At 49.4% G+C, this 17,289-nt stretch carries 20 protein-coding genes; 14 read left to right on the forward strand and 6 right to left on the reverse strand.

What is annotated here, in order from left to right; all coding sequences use genetic code 11:
• Positions 1 to 42: 42 nt before the first annotated feature.
• The gene (gene splB, locus ACXADP_RS01510; protein ID WP_474970143.1) at positions 43 to 1,071 is read right to left on the reverse strand and encodes a spore photoproduct lyase; all 1,029 of its coding nucleotides are present in this window, start codon (positions 1,069 to 1,071) and stop codon (positions 43 to 45) included.
• On the reverse strand, positions 1,065 to 1,325 hold the full coding sequence (locus ACXADP_RS01515) for a transcriptional regulator SplA domain-containing protein (RefSeq protein WP_474970142.1): 261 nt from the start codon (positions 1,323 to 1,325) through the stop codon (positions 1,065 to 1,067). The genes splB and ACXADP_RS01515 overlap by 7 nt, the downstream gene beginning before the upstream one ends.
• 156 nt (positions 1,326 to 1,481) lie before the next feature.
• Between ACXADP_RS01515 and ACXADP_RS01520 the strand changes: the two genes are divergently transcribed.
• The 5 genes from ACXADP_RS01520 to ACXADP_RS01540 all read left to right on the forward strand — a co-directional run bounded on the left by ACXADP_RS01520 (position 1,482) and on the right by ACXADP_RS01540 (position 5,691).
• A complete protein-coding gene (locus ACXADP_RS01520; protein ID WP_474970637.1) occupies positions 1,482 to 2,024 on the forward strand; it encodes a GNAT family N-acetyltransferase in 543 nt (180 codons plus the stop codon).
• A 336-nt stretch (positions 2,025 to 2,360) separates the two neighbouring features.
• Positions 2,361 to 3,224 carry a nucleoid occlusion protein gene (gene noc / locus ACXADP_RS01525; RefSeq protein WP_474970638.1) on the forward strand — a complete coding sequence of 288 codons (864 nt, stop codon included), beginning with the start codon at positions 2,361 to 2,363 and terminating at the stop codon, positions 3,222 to 3,224.
• Positions 3,225 to 3,336: 112 nt separating this feature from the next.
• Positions 3,337 to 4,110 carry a ParA family protein gene (locus ACXADP_RS01530; protein ID WP_027955880.1) on the forward strand — a complete coding sequence of 258 codons (774 nt, stop codon included), beginning with the start codon at positions 3,337 to 3,339 and terminating at the stop codon, positions 4,108 to 4,110.
• Positions 4,091 to 4,924, forward strand: a complete 834-nt coding sequence (locus ACXADP_RS01535) for a ParB/RepB/Spo0J family partition protein (RefSeq protein WP_474970639.1) — start codon at positions 4,091 to 4,093, stop codon at positions 4,922 to 4,924. Before ACXADP_RS01530 ends, ACXADP_RS01535 begins: the two co-directional genes overlap by 20 nt.
• Before the next feature lie 62 nt (positions 4,925 to 4,986).
• Entirely contained in the window at positions 4,987 to 5,691 is a 705-nt protein-coding gene (locus tag ACXADP_RS01540) for a DUF554 domain-containing protein (protein WP_474970138.1), read from the forward strand.
• 2 nt (positions 5,692 to 5,693) lie between these two features.
• Here ACXADP_RS01540 and yyaC read toward each other — a convergent pair whose 3' ends face one another.
• A complete protein-coding gene (gene yyaC / locus ACXADP_RS01545) occupies positions 5,694 to 6,320 on the reverse strand; it encodes a spore protease YyaC (protein WP_474970137.1) in 627 nt (208 codons plus the stop codon).
• An 89-nt stretch (positions 6,321 to 6,409) separates the two neighbouring features.
• Between yyaC and ACXADP_RS01550 the strand changes: the two genes are divergently transcribed.
• The 7 genes from ACXADP_RS01550 to rpsR all read left to right on the forward strand — a co-directional run bounded on the left by ACXADP_RS01550 (position 6,410) and on the right by rpsR (position 11,116).
• Complete coding sequence (locus ACXADP_RS01550) at positions 6,410 to 7,429, forward strand: YkvI family membrane protein (protein WP_474970136.1); 1,020 nt, start codon at positions 6,410 to 6,412, stop codon at positions 7,427 to 7,429.
• 50 nt (positions 7,430 to 7,479) lie between these two features.
• Positions 7,480 to 8,388 (forward strand): mechanosensitive ion channel family protein, encoded by a 909-nt coding sequence (locus ACXADP_RS01555; RefSeq protein ID WP_474970135.1) that lies wholly within the window; start codon positions 7,480 to 7,482, stop codon positions 8,386 to 8,388.
• Positions 8,389 to 8,402: 14 nt separating this feature from the next.
• On the forward strand, positions 8,403 to 8,597 hold the full coding sequence (locus ACXADP_RS01560; RefSeq protein ID WP_474970134.1) for a DUF951 domain-containing protein: 195 nt from the start codon (positions 8,403 to 8,405) through the stop codon (positions 8,595 to 8,597).
• A 241-nt stretch (positions 8,598 to 8,838) separates the two neighbouring features.
• Entirely contained in the window at positions 8,839 to 9,936 is a 1,098-nt protein-coding gene (ychF, locus tag ACXADP_RS01565) for a redox-regulated ATPase YchF (protein ID WP_474970133.1), read from the forward strand.
• A gap of 136 nt (positions 9,937 to 10,072) precedes the next feature.
• On the forward strand, positions 10,073 to 10,366 hold the full coding sequence (gene rpsF / locus ACXADP_RS01570) for a 30S ribosomal protein S6 (RefSeq protein ID WP_027955888.1): 294 nt from the start codon (positions 10,073 to 10,075) through the stop codon (positions 10,364 to 10,366).
• Positions 10,367 to 10,378: 12 nt separating this feature from the next.
• Positions 10,379 to 10,867 (forward strand): single-stranded DNA-binding protein, encoded by a 489-nt coding sequence (gene ssb, locus ACXADP_RS01575; protein ID WP_027955889.1) that lies wholly within the window; start codon positions 10,379 to 10,381, stop codon positions 10,865 to 10,867.
• A 21-nt stretch (positions 10,868 to 10,888) separates the two neighbouring features.
• The gene (gene rpsR / locus ACXADP_RS01580) at positions 10,889 to 11,116 is read left to right on the forward strand and encodes a 30S ribosomal protein S18 (protein ID WP_027955890.1); all 228 of its coding nucleotides are present in this window, start codon (positions 10,889 to 10,891) and stop codon (positions 11,114 to 11,116) included.
• A 56-nt stretch (positions 11,117 to 11,172) separates the two neighbouring features.
• Here rpsR and ACXADP_RS01585 read toward each other — a convergent pair whose 3' ends face one another.
• Positions 11,173 to 11,610 carry an Rrf2 family transcriptional regulator gene (locus ACXADP_RS01585; protein ID WP_474970640.1) on the reverse strand — a complete coding sequence of 146 codons (438 nt, stop codon included), beginning with the start codon at positions 11,608 to 11,610 and terminating at the stop codon, positions 11,173 to 11,175.
• Positions 11,611 to 11,789: 179 nt separating this feature from the next.
• On the opposite strand from ACXADP_RS01585, the gene hmpA reads away from it, so the two are divergent.
• A complete protein-coding gene (gene hmpA / locus ACXADP_RS01590) occupies positions 11,790 to 13,013 on the forward strand; it encodes an NO-inducible flavohemoprotein (RefSeq protein ID WP_474970641.1) in 1,224 nt (407 codons plus the stop codon).
• A gap of 2 nt (positions 13,014 to 13,015) precedes the next feature.
• On the opposite strand, the gene ACXADP_RS01595 is transcribed toward hmpA, so the two are convergent.
• Both ACXADP_RS01595 and ACXADP_RS01600 read right to left on the reverse strand, forming a co-directional pair.
• The gene (locus ACXADP_RS01595) at positions 13,016 to 13,648 is read right to left on the reverse strand and encodes a YczE/YyaS/YitT family protein (protein ID WP_474970130.1); all 633 of its coding nucleotides are present in this window, start codon (positions 13,646 to 13,648) and stop codon (positions 13,016 to 13,018) included.
• A gap of 527 nt (positions 13,649 to 14,175) precedes the next feature.
• Complete coding sequence (locus ACXADP_RS01600; protein WP_474972283.1) at positions 14,176 to 15,825, reverse strand: peptide ABC transporter substrate-binding protein; 1,650 nt, start codon at positions 15,823 to 15,825, stop codon at positions 14,176 to 14,178.
• A gap of 302 nt (positions 15,826 to 16,127) precedes the next feature.
• Here ACXADP_RS01600 and ACXADP_RS01605 point away from each other — a divergent pair, with 302 nt between their 5' ends.
• Positions 16,128 to 17,288: a pyridoxal-phosphate-dependent aminotransferase family protein gene (locus tag ACXADP_RS01605; protein ID WP_474970129.1), complete on the forward strand. Its 1,161-nt coding sequence runs from the start codon at positions 16,128 to 16,130 to the stop codon at positions 17,286 to 17,288.
• Position 17,289 lies beyond the last annotated feature (1 nt).

The raw sequence follows: 17,289 nt of genomic DNA on the forward strand, positions 1-17,289 counted from the left end.
TGTGAAACAAAAAAAGGCCTCTGGATGGAGGCCTTTTTTGTTTCACGTGAAATATTCAAGGCTTGCTTCAGGGAAGTATTTGGCAATGTAGCCGCCGAGGACATTCTTCATCTCTTCCTGTTCATCTTTTTGGTAGACGTACTTTCCGATGCCATAGCGCCCCCATTTGTATTTGCGTTTCTCTTCGTCCATTTCAAGTTTTGTCATCGGATAGTTTTTCTGAATGACGCGTTTGGCCGGTTTTGTAAACCGGTGCTGGATCAGTTCAAACGTCAGATCCTGTACAGCGTGGTCCGGGAGTCTGTCCTGAAGTTTTTCAAACAACTCTTTGTACCCTGCCTTCCAATCTTCATACAGATAGATCGGGGCGATGATGAAGCCCAGCGGGTAACCGGCTTCGGCCACTTTCACGGCGGCACCGATACGGTCATCGAGCCTTGATGTGCCCGGCTCCAAATATTTAATGACATAATCAGCATTCATACTGAAGCGGAACCGTGTGCGTCCGTTATGCTTCGCATCCAACAGGTGATCCACATGCGCGAATTTTGTCACGAACCGGAGCTGACCGTATTCAGACTGCCCGAAATATTCGATCGCCCGTTTCAAGGAATGAGTCAAGTGATCGACGCCGACAATGTCAGACGTACAGGAGGCTTCAAAGCGGGTCATTTCCGGTGCCCGCTCCTTCATGTACTGCTCCGCAGAGTCGAGCACTTCATCGACGTTCACATACGTACGGATATACGGCTTGCTGCCCATCGTCGTCTGCAGGTAACAATAATGGCAGTGGCCCATACAGCCTGTCGCAAGAGGGATGGCATATTCTGCTGACGGCTTGGACGTATCAAATTTCAATGTTTTTCTTACACCGACGACAAGGGTGGATTTGGCTATCCGGTACTTTTGGAAATCATTTTCCCCCGGCAGGTTCCGGACCTGGTTATGGGAGGTGGTTTCCCGGATTTCAATTCCCATGTCTTCGAATTTTTCCTTTAATTCCCGGCCTAAGGGGTATTCCAGGGCCCGGGGTTCAATATAAACAAGTTCTGGTACGAATGGCTTTACCACAGCTGTCCCTCCGATTCAGCCCCGCCGCCGAAGGCATCGTAATAGGCCCTTTCCGCTTCGCCTTCGGAAGCATACACAGCGATGTTTTCGTCGAGTGGAAAATACGTTTCGTACAAAAACAGAGCCAGTTCGCCCGGCTGTTCCGGATTATTGACGACGGCTGCTTCCTGTACATTCGCCACATCATACGTGTGTGGATTGCGGTAGATGACATATACGACATCTCCCGCCTTATAGGACGGTTGAATTTCCATACGGACACCTGCTCTCATAAAATTGGTTATGCTGCTATTCCTTGTCCATTTGTGCTCATGTTTCCACTAAGCCAGCTTTTTTATTATGAAATTCGATGTTAATAAAAGGAATTACAGTCTCCTGTCCAGAAAAGGGAAAGCAGGAGGATGAGATGTATGACATGGCTTTTGAGAACAGAACGTCTGATGTTAGAGCCTTTTACAGAAGATCTAATAGAGAAAACGGCAGAACTCGCGGGAAATCCGGAAGTGGCGGCAACGACATTCGTTCCCCATCCCTATACGATCGAACACGCGAAGGAATGGATCGCTTCCCATGATTCCTGGATGGAGGAAAAGAAAGCTTTTCCTTTTGCCGTAAAGCAGAAGAAAGATGATGGACTGCTGGGGACGATGACGCTCCGTATCGATGAGGCACACCAAAAAGGCGAACTCGCCTATTGGATCGGCCGGCCCTACTGGGGACACGGCTATGGATCCGAAGCAGCCCGGCGGGTCGTCCGGTTCGGTTTGGAGGACATCGGCCTGCACCGTATCTGGGCTGCAGCGATTTCCGACAACCCGGCCTCTACGCGCGTCATGCAAAAAGCCGGTCTCACTTACGAAGGAACCTTGAAGGAGGATATGCTTCATAGAGGGGAATTCAAGGATATTGACGTGTACGGACTCGTTCGTGGATCACAGCGACGTTCCATGTGAAACAAAAGCGCCTGCTTTCAGGCGTTTTTTTGCGAGGCACAGGCATAGAACAAAATTTATCGACGAAATCTGTCATAGGGAGAGAAAGGGAAAAACGCATCAAACCGGCACGGATTTTCAAGGATCCCGCCGGTTTCGACAGGGGAAGGATGTAAAATCTTCGTTCATCAAGATACTTTTCCCTGTATAAATGTGATAAAATAATGAGAGAAAAGAAAACGGCATACGTGTGCGCAGCAGCGTCTACAGCCTGCGGCGCTTTTTATGTTTCAAACCATTCCTTTCATTCTTAATAATAAAGGCGTATGCTTGATCGTATAAAGGTGGTGTCTGATCGTGTTACATCCTTTTGGTCGTTTATTCGGGCTTGGGGACAAACCGGAATCGGATAATGACAACAATGAGGAACAAGGCTACAGTCCCGATGAAGTTGTACAGGTTCCCGTAGATCGTGTACAGCCTAACCGCTATCAGCCACGAGCGATTTTTAACAGCGAGAAGATCAGCGAACTTGCCCAGACGATACATACGCATGGGATGATTCAGCCGATCGTTCTCCGTCGGTTAAATGAAGAAGAATATGAATTGATTGCCGGTGAACGCCGGTGGCGCGCTGTCCAGTCACTCGGATGGGAGACCGTACCGGCGATCATCCGTGATATGAATGACTCCCAGACGGCGTCGGTGGCCTTGATTGAGAACCTGCAGCGGGAGGAATTAACCGTCATTGAAGAAGCGCTCGCCTATGCGAAGCTGATTGAGCTTCATCAACTGACACAGGAGGCCCTGGCTCAGCGTCTCGGTAAAAGCCAGTCGACCATTGCGAACAAAATCCGGCTTCTGAAGCTGCCGGAATCCGTCCAGCAGGCCATCATGGACAAGCAGATTACGGAGCGTCACGCCCGTGCCCTGATCTCGTTAAAGGATCCGGAAGTACAGGAACAGGTACTGAAGGAAATCATTGAAAAGCAGCTGAACGTGAAGCAGACGGAGGAACGGATTGCCAAGCTTTCCGATCCAAAACCGAAGAAAAAGAAACCTACCCTCAAAGGGGTGAACAAGGATATGCGGATTGCGATGAATACGATCCGCCAGTCGTTGAATATGGTGACAGATACCGGAATCGATCTGGAAACAGACGAGCAGGATCATGATGATTATTATCAAATCACCATTAAAATTCCGAAGAAAAAATCATAACGTCCCGTACCCATCTTGACTTTTTTAGTGGAGATGGGGCTTTTTTTAAGCTGTTCCGCCTATTTTCCGGGGGAAATGGTAGAATTATACTAAAACAGAGGCAGGTGACACCATGGGGAAAGTGATTTCCATCGCAAATCAAAAGGGCGGCGTCGGTAAAACGACGACAGCCGTCAATTTAAGTGCATGCTTGGCTTATCTCCATCATAAAGTCCTTTTAGTTGATATCGACCCGCAGGGAAACGCCACGAGCGGGATAGGTGTGGAAAAGGGGGAAGTGGATCAATGCATCTACAACGTTCTCATCGATGATGTGAAGGCGGACAAGGTCCGGACGGAAACGCTCGTGCAGAACCTCGATGCCATCCCCGCCACCATCCAGCTTGCCGGTGCAGAAATTGAACTGGTGCGGACGATTTCAAGAGAAGCGCAGTTGAAAAAGTCCATGGATCAATTGAAAGCGGATTACGACTATATCATTATTGACTGTCCGCCCTCTTTAGGCCTTTTGACGTTGAACGCCCTGACCGCTTCTGATACGGTATTAATTCCAGTCCAGTGTGAATATTATGCGCTTGAAGGATTGAGCCAGTTGTTGAACACCATCCGGCTTGTCCAGAAGCATTTAAATAAGCAGCTGATGATTGAAGGGGTCCTGCTGACGATGCTCGATGCCAGGACCAACCTCGGCATCCAGGTGATCGAAGAAGTGAAAAAATATTTCCAGGATAAGGTCTATCAATCGATCATCCCCCGTAATGTCCGGTTGAGCGAAGCTCCCAGCCACGGACGTCCGGCAATCCTGTATGATCCGAAATCAAGAGGAGCAGAAGTCTATTTAGAATTAGCAAAGGAAGTGATTACAAATGGTGAGAGGGTTAGGTAGAGGGCTGGATTCTCTGATTACCGGCTCCATGGAGGATGATGAACTGATTGATGTGTCTGTGGGCGCATGCCGGCCGAACCCGTACCAGCCCCGCAGACAGTTCGATCAAGAGGCCCTTGACGGACTTCAGCAGTCGATTGAAACCCACGGTATCCTCCAGCCTTTAATTGTCCGGAAAAGCATCAAAGGCTATGAGATTATTGCTGGTGAGCGCCGTCTGCGGGCAGCCAGGCAGGCGGAGCTGGAGACGGTTCCTGCCATCGTCAAGAATCTGACGGATGAGGAAATGATGGAGCTGGCTCTGCTGGAGAACCTGCAGCGTGAAGATCTCTCCCCGGTGGAGGAAGCCCGTTCCTATGAAAAGTTGATCAAGGAACTGAACGTCACGCAGGAAATTCTGTCCAAACGACTCGGGAAAAGCCGCTCGCACATTGCCAATCTCATCCGTCTTTTGTCGCTTCCACAGGAAGTGATCGAGCTGATCGAATCCGGCAGCCTCTCCATGGGCCATGGACGGGCTCTGCTCGGGTTGAAAGACCGGTCGGAGCAGATTACACTCGCCGGCCGGATCGTCAAAGAATCCCTCAATGTCCGGCAGGTGGAGCAGCTGATCCACGAAAAGAACCAGACACGTGCGAAAGATAAAAAGCAGCCGAAACCGGCCGATGTGTTTTTGAAGGAGCGGGAAACCGATCTGAGAAACCGGCTCGGTACAGCTGTGAAAATCCAAAAAGGCCGTCGGAAAGGGAAAATTGAGATCGAATTCACCAATGAAGCGGATTTGGAGAGAATTCTCGATATGTTCCAGGAGTAACGCGTACAGACCAGGGGCCTCAGGGTCTCTGGTTTATTTTTGTGTGAGGAGGTCGAAAGCCGATGGTTTTAACAGGAGCCCTCGTCAATGGACTCTGTATCGCTGTAGGTACAGGGCTTGGTCTATTTTTCACAAAAATCCCTGAGCGGTTTAAGGAAACGGTCATGAACGGGATCGGTCTTGCCGTTCTTTTGATCGGGCTGCAGATGGCGTTCGAAACAGAAAACATCGTCATCGTTCTGCTTAGTCTGCTGCTCGGCGGCTTGATCGGGGAGGCAGCTTCTCTTGAGGAAAAGCTGCAGTCCACAGGCCGGTGGCTGGAGGAAAAATTCAGCCGCCCGGGTCAGGAAACACGGATCGCACAAGGATTCATCACCGCCTCCCTCATTTTCGTCATCGGGGCGCTGGCGGTTCTGGGTGCCCTGGATAGTGGTCTGCGCCAGGACCATGAAGTGCTGATCACTAAAGGGATCATCGACGGATTTGTGGCGCTCGTCCTGACCTCGACGCTCGGATTCGGCGTGTTGTTTTCCGTCGTACCCGTTGTGTTATATGAAGGAGGCATCGCCCTCCTGGCGACGCAGATAAATGCCTGGGTGCCGGAAGCGATCCTTGATCAATTCATCGTGGAAATGACGGCAGCCGGCGGTCTGCTGATCACAGCCATCGGGCTGAATATGCTGAATATAACCAAAATCCGCACAGCCAACCTGCTGCCTTCGCTGCTGATGGTTGGAGTGATTCTCTGGGTCTACCAGTGGTTTTAATGTTACTGGATCCGTTTGTGAATGACCGGCCGGGACGTTGTGAACGCCTGGAACGGCCGTGTCTCCATGCTTGTTTTCTTCCGCTTCGCTTCGGTCATCTGAATGGCTGCGGCCACTTTAGCCGCCATCTGCATGACGACGTGAAGCCGTGTGTTCTGCAGGACGACATGCTCCATGAATCCACTGACATTGACCATCCCGCTGATATGGATCTGCCCTACCGGGGGCAGGTCCTTTTTTAATGCGGAGCCCGGGTTCAAGGACCCTTTACCGAGAACAACGGAACCGACAGAGGAAGATTTGCCGAGGCAGGCGTCAACAGCGAGAATGTACGGGTTTACATGTTCCCGGTGGATGGCAGACAGCCGTTCTTTCAGGTTCAGGGCGTGAAGCGGTTCTTCCAGTGTGCCGTATATATGGAAGGTATCCAGTAATTGATCGTGAAGCATCGACCCGACGAGCGGACCGAAGGAATCTCCCGTGGAACGGTCGGTTCCGATACAGGCGACGACAATGTCCTTCGACGGGGGAAGCCAGTCATTCAAATAGTCGGCAAGCTGATCACTCATGGCCGGGTCTTCAGTGCTGACGCGTTTCTCTTCTTTGGAAAACTTGTCCTTGAAATTCATAGCTTCTCCTCCAGACACATAGTAGTAACAGTATATAAGGTTGTCCTTGGTTCTATACGTCGCAAATACATAGATGTGGAGGAACGGTCATGATAAAAGCGGGTTGTAAGTGGATGTTTTTGATTGTCGGAACGATGATAGGGGCCGGCTATGCTTCCGGAAGAGAGCTGTGGCAGTTTTTTGGTGATGACAGCAGTCTGGCCATCCTCTTGTTTTCGATTATGTTCATCTTCTGCTGCTGGGTGATTTTGTCGATCAGTTTCAAGCTGGAAAGCGGCCATTATCTCCCTGTCCTCCGCGCGGTCGTCGGCCGTCGTCTGACCGGCGTATATGACTGGATGATCATCGTCTATCTGTTTACGACGACGGTCATTATGCTGGCAGGCAGTGGAGCGACTCTGCAGGCCTTCAACTTCTCTTATAAGTTCGGGGTCGTTCTGATTATCATTCCGCTTATTCTCCTGTTTGTATGGGACGTCAAAGGGATCGTCGTCGTGAACAGCTTTGTTCTGCCGCTGCTGATTGCAGGTCTGTTATTCGTCCTCATCTTATTCATCAAAGATCAGGACCTGTCCCTTTTCGGCCATGTGCATGAGATGAGCAACTGGCTGGCGGCGTTTCCGTTTACCGCACTGAACATCCTGCCTTTGATTGCTGTCCTCGGGGCGATCGGCAACCAGGTCAGACGCAAAGGAGAGATCTGGGTGGCCAGTATCGGAAGCGGTGTGGTCCTCGGAGTCGTTTCCTATCTCTATAACAACAGTCTGATCCAAATTGCAGAAGACATCATTTTGTATGAAATCCCCCTTTTCGCGATTCTTAAACATTATCCGTACGAAATGATGATCTTCATGTCGGTGATGCTCTGGATTGCCATTTTCACCACCGCGGCCTCCGGCACACTCGGGCTCGTCACAAGGTTCCGGGATTACGTCCGGCAGCCGCTCTGGATTCTGGCGATGATGGTGATTGCCATCATGCTTCCTTTCACTTCTTTCGGTTTCTCCACGTTAATTGAATACTTGTATCCGCTGTACGGCATCCTGAATTTATACGTGCTCCTTGCCCTTCTTTTATACCCCGTTCTTTCCAGATTCAAAATTCGCTGAAAACCTGTTAAAATGAATGTCATATTCATAGACGTACAGGAGGGAAAGCGGTGAGTGAGCCAACGAAAGCTGTGGAGGATGCCAAAACACAGTGGGAGGAACTTGTCAGTTATGTCAAAGATCCGGAGATTTGGTGGAGTTACGGAATCGGCGCGTTGAAGATCATTATGATCATTGTGCTGTCTCTGCTGATTATCCGGATCGGGCGCGGTTTGATTGCGCAGTTTTTTGCGAATAAACGCAGGGGGCCATTTCAAATTACCCAGCGCCGGGAAGCGACGCTGAACAAGCTGGTCGTCAATGCGTTGTCCTATGTCGTCTACTTTGTTGCCTTTATTATGATTTTGGAGACGCTGACGATCAACATCGCTGCACTCCTTGCCGGTGCCGGTGTAGCAGGCCTTGCGATCGGCTTCGGGGCCCAGAACCTTGTGCGCGACGTGATTTCCGGCTTCTTCATTATCTTTGAAGATCAGTTTTCCGTCGGCGACTATATCCAGACCTCCGGTGTCGAAGGCTTCGTCGAAGAAGTCGGTCTCCGGACGTGTAAGGTGAAAGCATGGACAGGCGAAGTCCATATTCTGCCGAACGGCAATGTAACTCAGGTGACCAACTATTCCATGCACAACAGTGTGGCGGTCGTCGATGTGAAAGTGGCCTATGAGGAGGACATCGAGCGGGCCGAGCAGGTCATTTCAAAACTGCTTGAGGAACTGCCGGAACGTTATGAGGAAATCATTACTATGCCGGAACTCCTTGGTGTTCAGAACCTCGGAGCATCGGAAGTCGTGATGCGTGTGATCGCTGAGGTTAACCCGATGGAGCACTGGGCGGTGGCACGGGTGATCCGTAAAGAAGTGAAAAACCGGCTGAATCAGGAAGGCATTGAAATTCCGTTTCCTCGTATGGTCATGTATTCCCGGCATAACGAGAACGAGAATGAAGCGGTCGATCAATAAGGAGGAGCACAGTTATGGCAGAGAAATCCTATCAACTCAATGATGTGGTGGAGATGAAAAAACCGCACCCCTGCGGCGAGAACCGCTGGAAAATCATCCGCATGGGGGCGGATATCCGGATCAAATGTGAAGGCTGCGGACACAGTGTCCTCGTCCCGCGCCGGAAGTTTGAAACGAAGATGAAAAAAGTGTTGGAACCGAGTGAATGAACGAAAGCCTTCCCTTTGACAGGGGAGGTTTTTTTATGGAAAGAGGAAAAAAAGGACAAACTTCCATTATTCGGTCTGTTTCTTTGCAAAGGGTGAATTTGTTATAGTGGAAAATGGACTTTTGGGCTGTGCTTTTCCCCGTAAGGACGGGACGGCGCAGGTTGTTATTTTCAAGTACAGAATCTATAATAAAGTGGACTAACATGCATGTATGTAAATCCTTAAGGAGTGAAAGTCTCATATGGCACTAACAGCTGGAATCGTAGGTTTACCGAACGTAGGGAAATCTACGTTGTTTAACGCAATTACACAGGCAGGCGCTTTATCCGCCAACTATCCGTTCGCCACAATAGATCCGAACGTCGGGATCGTGGAAGTACCGGATTCGCGGCTGGAAAAGCTGACCGAGCTCGTGAACCCTAAGAAAACTGTTCCGACCGCATTTGAGTTTACGGATATCGCCGGCATCGTCAAAGGCGCAAGTAAAGGGGAAGGTCTCGGCAACCAGTTCCTCTCCCATATCCGCCAGGTGGATGCGATCTGCCACGTTGTACGCGCATTCGAAGATGAAAACATCACCCACGTTTCCGGTCAGGTCGATCCGATTACCGATATCGAAACGATCAACCTCGAACTGATCCTTGCCGACCTTGAGACGGTTTCGAAGCGTCTGGACCGTGTAGCTAAGCTTGCCCGTCAGAAGGACAAGGACGCCGTTGCTGAATATGCCGTTCTTGAAAAGCTGAAGGAAGCATTGGAAGCTGAAACACCCGCCCGCGCTGTCGAATTCAGCACCGATCAGGAAAAAGTCGTGAAAGGTCTCCATCTTTTAACTTCCAAGCCCATCCTCTATGTGGCTAACGTAAGTGAAGATGAAATTGGCGAAGGTGACAATGACAAAGTGAAGCAGATCCGTGAATTTGCGGCTAAAGAGAACGCAGAAGTCATTGTCGTCTGTGCAAAAATCGAGTCTGAAATCGCTGAGCTTGATGGCGATGAAAAGGACGAATTCCTGGACGATCTTGGAATCGAGGAATCCGGTCTTGATCAATTGATCAAAGCGACCTACAACCTGCTCGGCCTGGCGACATATTTTACTGCCGGCGAACAGGAAGTGCGCGCCTGGACCTTTAAGGAAGGCATGACCGCTCCACAGGCGGCCGGTATCATTCACACGGACTTCGAGCGCGGCTTCATCCGTGCTGAGACAGTGTCCTATGAGGATCTGGTTGATGCTGGAACAATGGGCGTTGCTCGTGACCGCGGCCGTGTACGCCTTGAAGGAAAAGAATATCTGGTCAAAGACGGCGACGTCATCCATTTCCGTTTCAACGTATAAACGGGGAACCTTCCACAAAAGGTTGTAAAGTGAGGACAAGTTTGTTACAATACTATATTGTGAGTAATTAAACGAATTACTCCTTGCTCCTCTTTACGAAAAAGGAGCCGTTAAGTCCATAAGGAGGTGAAAACGGATGAATAGAAAATACGAAATCATGTATATCATCCGCCCAGATATCGAGGAGGAAGCGAAAACGTCTGTCAAAGATCGTTTCAGCAAAATCCTTACAGATAACGGAGCGGAGATCCAGGAAGTTAAAGAACTAGGCAAGCGCCGTCTTGCTTACGAAATTAACGACCACCGTGATGGAATCTACGTAACAGTTGATTTCAACGGTACACGTGAAGCGATCAATGAATTCGACCGTCAGGCGAAGTTCACGGATGATATTATCCGCCACATCGCAGTACGCGAAGATGACAAATAAGGAGTGATTCTGGTGTTAAATCGTGTCGTACTAGCCGGCAGATTGACGAAGGATCCTGATTTACGCTATACGCCAAACGGAGTAGCTGTCGCCAACTTTACGATCGCTGTGAACCGCCCGTTCTCAAACAATCAGGGAGATCGCGATGCCGATTTCATCAACTGTGTCGTTTGGAGAAGAGCAGCGGAGAACCTTGCGAATTTCATGAGTAAAGGCAGTCTTGTCGGAGTGGACGGACGTCTACAGTCCCGCAGTTTCGACAATCAGGAAGGCAAGCGTGTGTTTGTAACCGAAGTCGTTGCAGACAGCGTACAATTCCTTGAATCCAAGGGTGGTTCTTCGCAGGGCGGAGGAAACCGTGGAGGTTCAGGATACCAGCCAAATCAGAATCAACCATCAGGAAACAACTTCGGTTCCAATAATAATAATCAACGAAACGATGATCCATTCGCAGATAATGGCGAACCCATCGATATATCAGACGACGATCTACCATTTTAATCAGAAAGGAGTGAATGCTACATGGCACGTCGTGGACGCGGAAAACGTAAAAAGGTGTGTTTCTTCACAGCTAACGGAATCACACACATCGACTATAAAGATGTTGATTTGCTGAAACGTTTCGTCTCTGACCGTGGAAAAATTCTTCCTCGTCGAGTAACTGGAACTTCTGCTAAATATCAGCGTAAATTGACAAAAGCGATCAAACGCTCTCGTCAAATGGCCCTGCTTCCTTACTCTACTGAGTAATAGCAGCGTTACTAAAAACCGTGAAGTCTTTTATAGACTTCACGGTTTTTTTATGTTCAGGCCAGCCCCATCAGCTTCTGCAGTTCTCCCCGATTATCCAGTAAGTCCGCCAGTGTATAGCTGTCCAGCACTTGAAAGAATGCGGCCAGAGCTTCGTGCAGGGCACGTTTCAGCCGGCACGCCGGTGTAAGGACGCAGTAATCCGATCCACAGTCAAAGCACTCCAACAGATGGAAATTATCCTCCATCGCCCGTACGACGCTTCCAATATTTATATCTTTCGGTTCTTCAGCCAGACGAATTCCTCCAGCTCTTCCCCGGATCGTTTCAATCAGACCGAGCCTGCTCAATTCATGAATGATTTTCCCCAGATGGTTTTCAGATATATGAAACACCTCGGAAATTTCCTTTTTGTTCGCCAGGGCACCGTCTTCCTTGGACCCGGCAAACATCAGTACCCTCAGGGCATAATCCGTATATTTCTTTAGCTGCATGTCCGGCACCCCTTCTTGTTTTCTATTTCTTTTATCATACCACATGCATTTCTATGAAAAGCGGAGAGAAGACTGCCTTCGAATTGTCAAATCTTTTTGTGGAAAAGACGTTGCAGAAGAATTATCTTTCGATACAATAAAGGTGTATATAAAATACATCTTTTAAAGGGGTTTGAATGATGACCAATCACGTTAAACATCCACTTGATGAAAGAACGGTACGGATTATTAAGGCAACGGTTCCTGTGCTGGAGGAGCATGGAGAGACGATTACGACCTTGTTTTACAAACGACTTTTTGAAAATTATCCGGAGCTTAGAAATATCTTCAACCAGACCCACCAACGGGCGGGAGATCAGCCGAGAGCCCTGGCAAATATGGTTTACATGGCAGCTCTTCATATCGAAAACCTTGGCGCGGTGCTTCCTCAGGTCAGAACAGTTGCGGAAAAGCATCGAAGCTTGAATGTTCAGCCGGAACATTACCCCATTGTTGGTGAATATCTGCTGAAAGCGATGAAGGAAGTGCTTGGCGAGCAGGCGACGGATGAAGTTATTGAAGCCTGGGGAGAGGCTTATGGTGTCATTGCAGGTGTTTTCATCGATGTCGAAAAAGACTTATATGAAGCAGCGGAGGATCAGAAAGGTGGCTGGTCAGACTGGAGGTTGATGCAGGTCGTTGATAAAGTGAAGGAAAGTGATGAAATGACGTCCTTTTACCTGGAGCCGGAAGACGAGCGCCCACTGCCCCGTTACAAAGCTGGTCAATACATTACGGTGAAAGCTGAGATCGAAGGGGAGTCCTATGATCATCTTCGTCAGTACAGCTTATCTGATGCTCCGGGCAGTGATCATTTCAGAATCACCGTCAAACGTGAGGCAGGATCCGAGGATGTTCCGGCCGGAATCGTTTCAACGTGGCTGCATGACCATGTGAATGTTGGAGATACGCTTCCAGTAAGCGTTCCGGCCGGTGATTTCCACCTGGATGACCGTAAGCGTCCGCTCGTTCTGATCAGCGGAGGGGCAGGATTGACTCCATTGATGAGCATGCAGAAGGAAGCTGCAGCACGGCAGCCTAAACGGGATATTTATGTTATTCATGCGGCTAGGAACGGCAGGGTGCACGCATTCAAAGAGGATATGCTGAAAGAGAAGTCCTGCTTCGTTTATGAACAGCCGACAGAAGAAGATATCCGCTCGGACGCGTTTCATGAGCGGGGCTTCGTTGATTTGGATATCCTTCAGCGTACGGTTCCGAAAGATGCTGAATTTTATTTCTGCGGACCGAAGGGGTTTATGACAGCGGTGTACAGGAGTCTGACCGAGTGGGGTGTGAAGGAGGATGCGATGCACTATGAATTTTTCGGTCCTCAGGAAGCATTGGTGCTGAGAGAATCGTAACGTTACGATTCTCTCAGTGGAGCGGCCTGGAAGGTACGCTGGTCGAACTGGTCGATCATCTTCATAAAGATGTTAATGATATACCCGCTGAAAATGGTAATGATCACGGTGCCGATTCCCACCGCTCCTCCGAACAAGGCCGCCAGAATGACAAGAATGATGCTGATGAAGGCTCTCGATATCGAAACGTTCCATCCTGTTAAATCCTTAATCACAAGCATCATCCGGTCGAAGGGATTCGGTGCAAAATCTGCCTGAAGGTTCATCGCAATCCCGAAACCGGCAATGATCATGCCGCTGATCAGGCAGATAAACTGTACGGCTGCTGTTTCCGGCTGGATGGATTCTCTTAGAAGAAACACCCAGAAATCAATCCCTGCCCCTGTCATCAGGGAGGTGATGACAGCGAAAAGTTCCGGTTTTTTCTTCGATGCCGCCGCATTAAACAGGATCATCGTCAGGCCGACAACAATTTCCCAGCTGCCGATTGTCAATCCGAATGTCCGGTGCAGTCCTACAAGAAGGGCGTCAAAAGGTGAGGTACCGAGGGAGGATTGAATAGTCAAGGCAATACCGGCGGTCATAATGAAAAGGCCTGCCATATAATACAAGCCTCGGATGTAATGGCGTTTCATGACACCACCCCTTTTCTCGTTATCCTTAGACTATACAGCGGGAGTCACCCGTATTTCAAGGGAGAGGGTGTAAATAAAAGTAAAAAAGCAGGAGCTTATCGCTCCTGCCTTTCAAGCTGGTGAGTGAGGAACCTTGACCACCATTTGGGTGAACGGTCACGTTCCGCTTATCGGTGGATGCTTGCCGCGGGCACGGCCTCAGCTAACTTGGGCAGAAAGAACACCTGCCCAAGTGGATCTTCGACCTGTGCTGTTCCCGCAGGCGTCACCACCGAACGCTCCTCGTGACTTCACCAAATGATGAAGGATATGAAGTTTCTAAACGATCCTTGTTTTACAAGAACATGCCGTACGGGTCATGACAGGAACCCTGAACGATGTGTTGTATACGTGTAGGGAGACGTCCACTTACCGTAATCGAAAGCATTTTACTTGAATAAGGAAGACTGGAGGCGTTGGGGTAAATGGGAGTTATCTACATATAAAAAAGCAGGAGCTTATTGCTCCTGCTTTCTCTATGATATCTATTACTCTTCAACGTAAGCCCACTTGAATTCGAATTCAGGGCCTGTTGCTGTAGAATAAACGCCTTTAATGGACGGGCGGAACAGCTGTGCTTTGGCATCCTGATAGATAGGAGCCACAGCCTGATCTTCTTCAAGAAGCAGCTTCTCGGCTTCCAGGAAGGTTTCAAAACGCTTCGCCGGATCCTGGGCATACTCTGAATTGGCTTTGTCAATTAAGCTGTCATACTCTTCGCTGGAGTACGCCATGTTGTTGTTCTGACCATCTGTCAAATACATGTTCAAGTACGTGTTCGGGTCCACGTAGTCCGGTCCCCACGTAGCCGCTTCGATTTCGAATTCGGAATTGTTGTCACGGCGGACACGTTCCTTAAATGGTACTTCCAGAAGCTTGATCGTCAGGCCGTCCAGGTTTTCTTCTAGCTGGTTTTGGTAATACGCAAGGGCATCTTTGGATGTCCCTGTATCATCACCCAGCAGCTCGATTTCAACAGAATCTGTACCAAGTTCCTCAAGCGCCTTGCTCCAGTGCTCTTTAGCTTTCTCAACATTGGATTCTACAAGCGGCCCTTGTGCCTCGCGGAAATCTTCCTCACTGTCCGGCATGGACACGAAGTTGGATGGGACATAACCTTCTGCCGGAACAGATCCGTCATTCAGGATAACATCGACAAGACCTTGACGGTCGATCGCGTAGGAAATGGCCTTACGTACGTTTACATTGGCTAGCGCCTCGTTATTTTCCTGATTGAACTTGAAGAAATATAAGTATGGTTTTTCGACGACGTTGAACGCTTCGTTCGTACGATACTGGTCGACAAATTCCGCATTCAATTCTGTCTGATCAATTTCACCGGACTCATAAAGGTTCACACCGGTGGAAACTTCTTTTACGACTTTGGCATTGATTTTCTCAAGCTGCACCGTTTCGTTATCCCAGTAGGAATCGCTCTTTTCGATCGACCAGCCTTCGCCGTGGCTCCATTCAGTCATTTCGAACGGTCCGTTGGAAATGGTATATTCCGCTTCTGTTGCGAACTTGTCCCCTTGCTCTTCAACATACTCCTGATTGAGCGGCATGAACGTGATGAAGACCGTCATGGACTCAAAGTAAGGAACCGGCTTTTCCAGCTCGACTTCAAGCGTTTTATCATCGACAGCTGTTGCTCCGAGGTCTTCCAGAGAAGCTTCCCCGTTGCTGATTTCAGTTGCATTTTTAATGATGCCACCAAGGAAGTATGGACCGTACTCGGATCCCACTTCCGGATCAACCGCTCTTCTCCACGCGTAAACGAAATCGTCAGCGGTAACCGGATCGCCGTTTGACCATTCGGCGTCACGCAGGTTGAATGTCCACGTCAGGCCGTCTTCGCTCACTTCAGAGCTTTCCGCCATTCCGTTGACAAGCTGGCTGTTTTCATCGAGTCGGTAAAGTCCCTCGTAGGTTTCCCCTGCCCATTGGAATCCGACGGAATCCGTAATCAAGGACGGGTCCATGCTTGGGATCTCACTTTTTGATGTAATCGTGATTTCCTGTTCTCCCGAAGCACTGCTTTCTTCTGTTCCTTCTGATGTTTCCTCATTACCTTCCCCTGATTCAGATGATGTTTCGCTGTCCCCGCCGCTGCACGCTGCCAGTACAAGCACAAACATCAATCCGAAAAGCACCAACAGATGTTTTCTCAAAGTGACTCCCCCTATAGTTTAAATTTTCTAAAAATAATTACTTTTTGAATTATACAAATAAATAAGAAAAAAAGCAAAGTCTATTTTTGTCTAATCCTTTGGCATACGCGGGAAAACACCGGCTTATCCTGCTTTAAACAGAATATTCCCATTACATTGACATCGGGTTTACTTCTGATAGGATTATAGAATATCCAATTCTTTTCTAACGTTTTAACGCGTCTAAAAGATGAAAAGAGAGCATTGAATAAATAGGAGGTACAAGTCGAATGAAGCGTGAATGGGATTTGCTTCATACTCCGGGACCGACGCCGATCCCGCCGAGTGTGGACCGCAGTATGAGTCAGCCGATGATTGGACACAGAGGAGAAAAATGCAAGGAATTGATGCAGGACATCGCCCCGAGGTTGAAGCCGGTCTTCGGTACATCCGGTGACGTTCTCGTTATAACAGGAAGCGGGACGTCCGCGCTGGAATCTGCTGTCGTCAATGTCACCCAGCCGGGAGATGAAGTGCTTGTCGTTGTGGCCGGTGCGTTCGGTGATCGTTTTGCCCAGATTTGTCAAACCTATGAATTGAATGTCCACCGCCTCGATGTCACATGGGGAGAGGCTGTAAAGGTCGATCAGGTGACACAGGCCCTCCAGGAGAACCCGGATATCAAGGCTGTATTCGTGACGCACTGTGAAACATCGACCGGAGTCATGCACCCGGTGGAGGCCGTCGCTGAAAAAGTGAAGGAAGTCAGTGAGGCGCTTGTTATTGTTGATGGTGTCTCTTCGATCGGCGGCGCTGGTTTGAATATGGACGCCTCTGGAATCGATATCTTAGTCTCCGGTTCGCAAAAGGCGATGATGCTCCCGGCGGGTCTTGCGTTTGTTGCCGTAGCGGATGCTGCATGGACAGTCATCGATCAGAATCCGAGACCGCGTTTTTATTTGGATCTGCGCGTCTACCGTAAGCAGCTGATGGCCGGTCAGACCCCGTACACTCCTGCTCTTTCCCTGCTGTTCGGCCTGCAGGAAGCGCTGCGTCTTTTAGAGGAAGAAACGTTGGAAAAAGTGTATGAACGTCATGCATTAATGAAGCAGATGACACGTGAAGCGTTTCAGGCTCTTCAGATTCCTCTGCTCGTTTCCGATGGAGAGGCATCCACGACGGTCACCTCCGTCCGGCCGGAAACGTTCGAAGCCGAGCAGTTGAGAAAACTGGCAAGAGAAGAATTCGGCCTGCAGCTTGCCGGCGGACAGAAACAGCTGAAGGGTGAAATCTTCCGTGTCGGCCATATGGGGTACTCCCGTCCGGCCAATGTTCTGCAGTATATCGGCATTATCGAAATCATTCTGAAGCGCCTTGGTCATACGTTTGAACCGGGTGCGGGTACAGCAGCAGCTCAGGCGGCGTACCTCGATTTTACAAGGGAGGATTAAT

Source organism: Halobacillus sp. AWH4_228 (assembly GCF_056158365.1).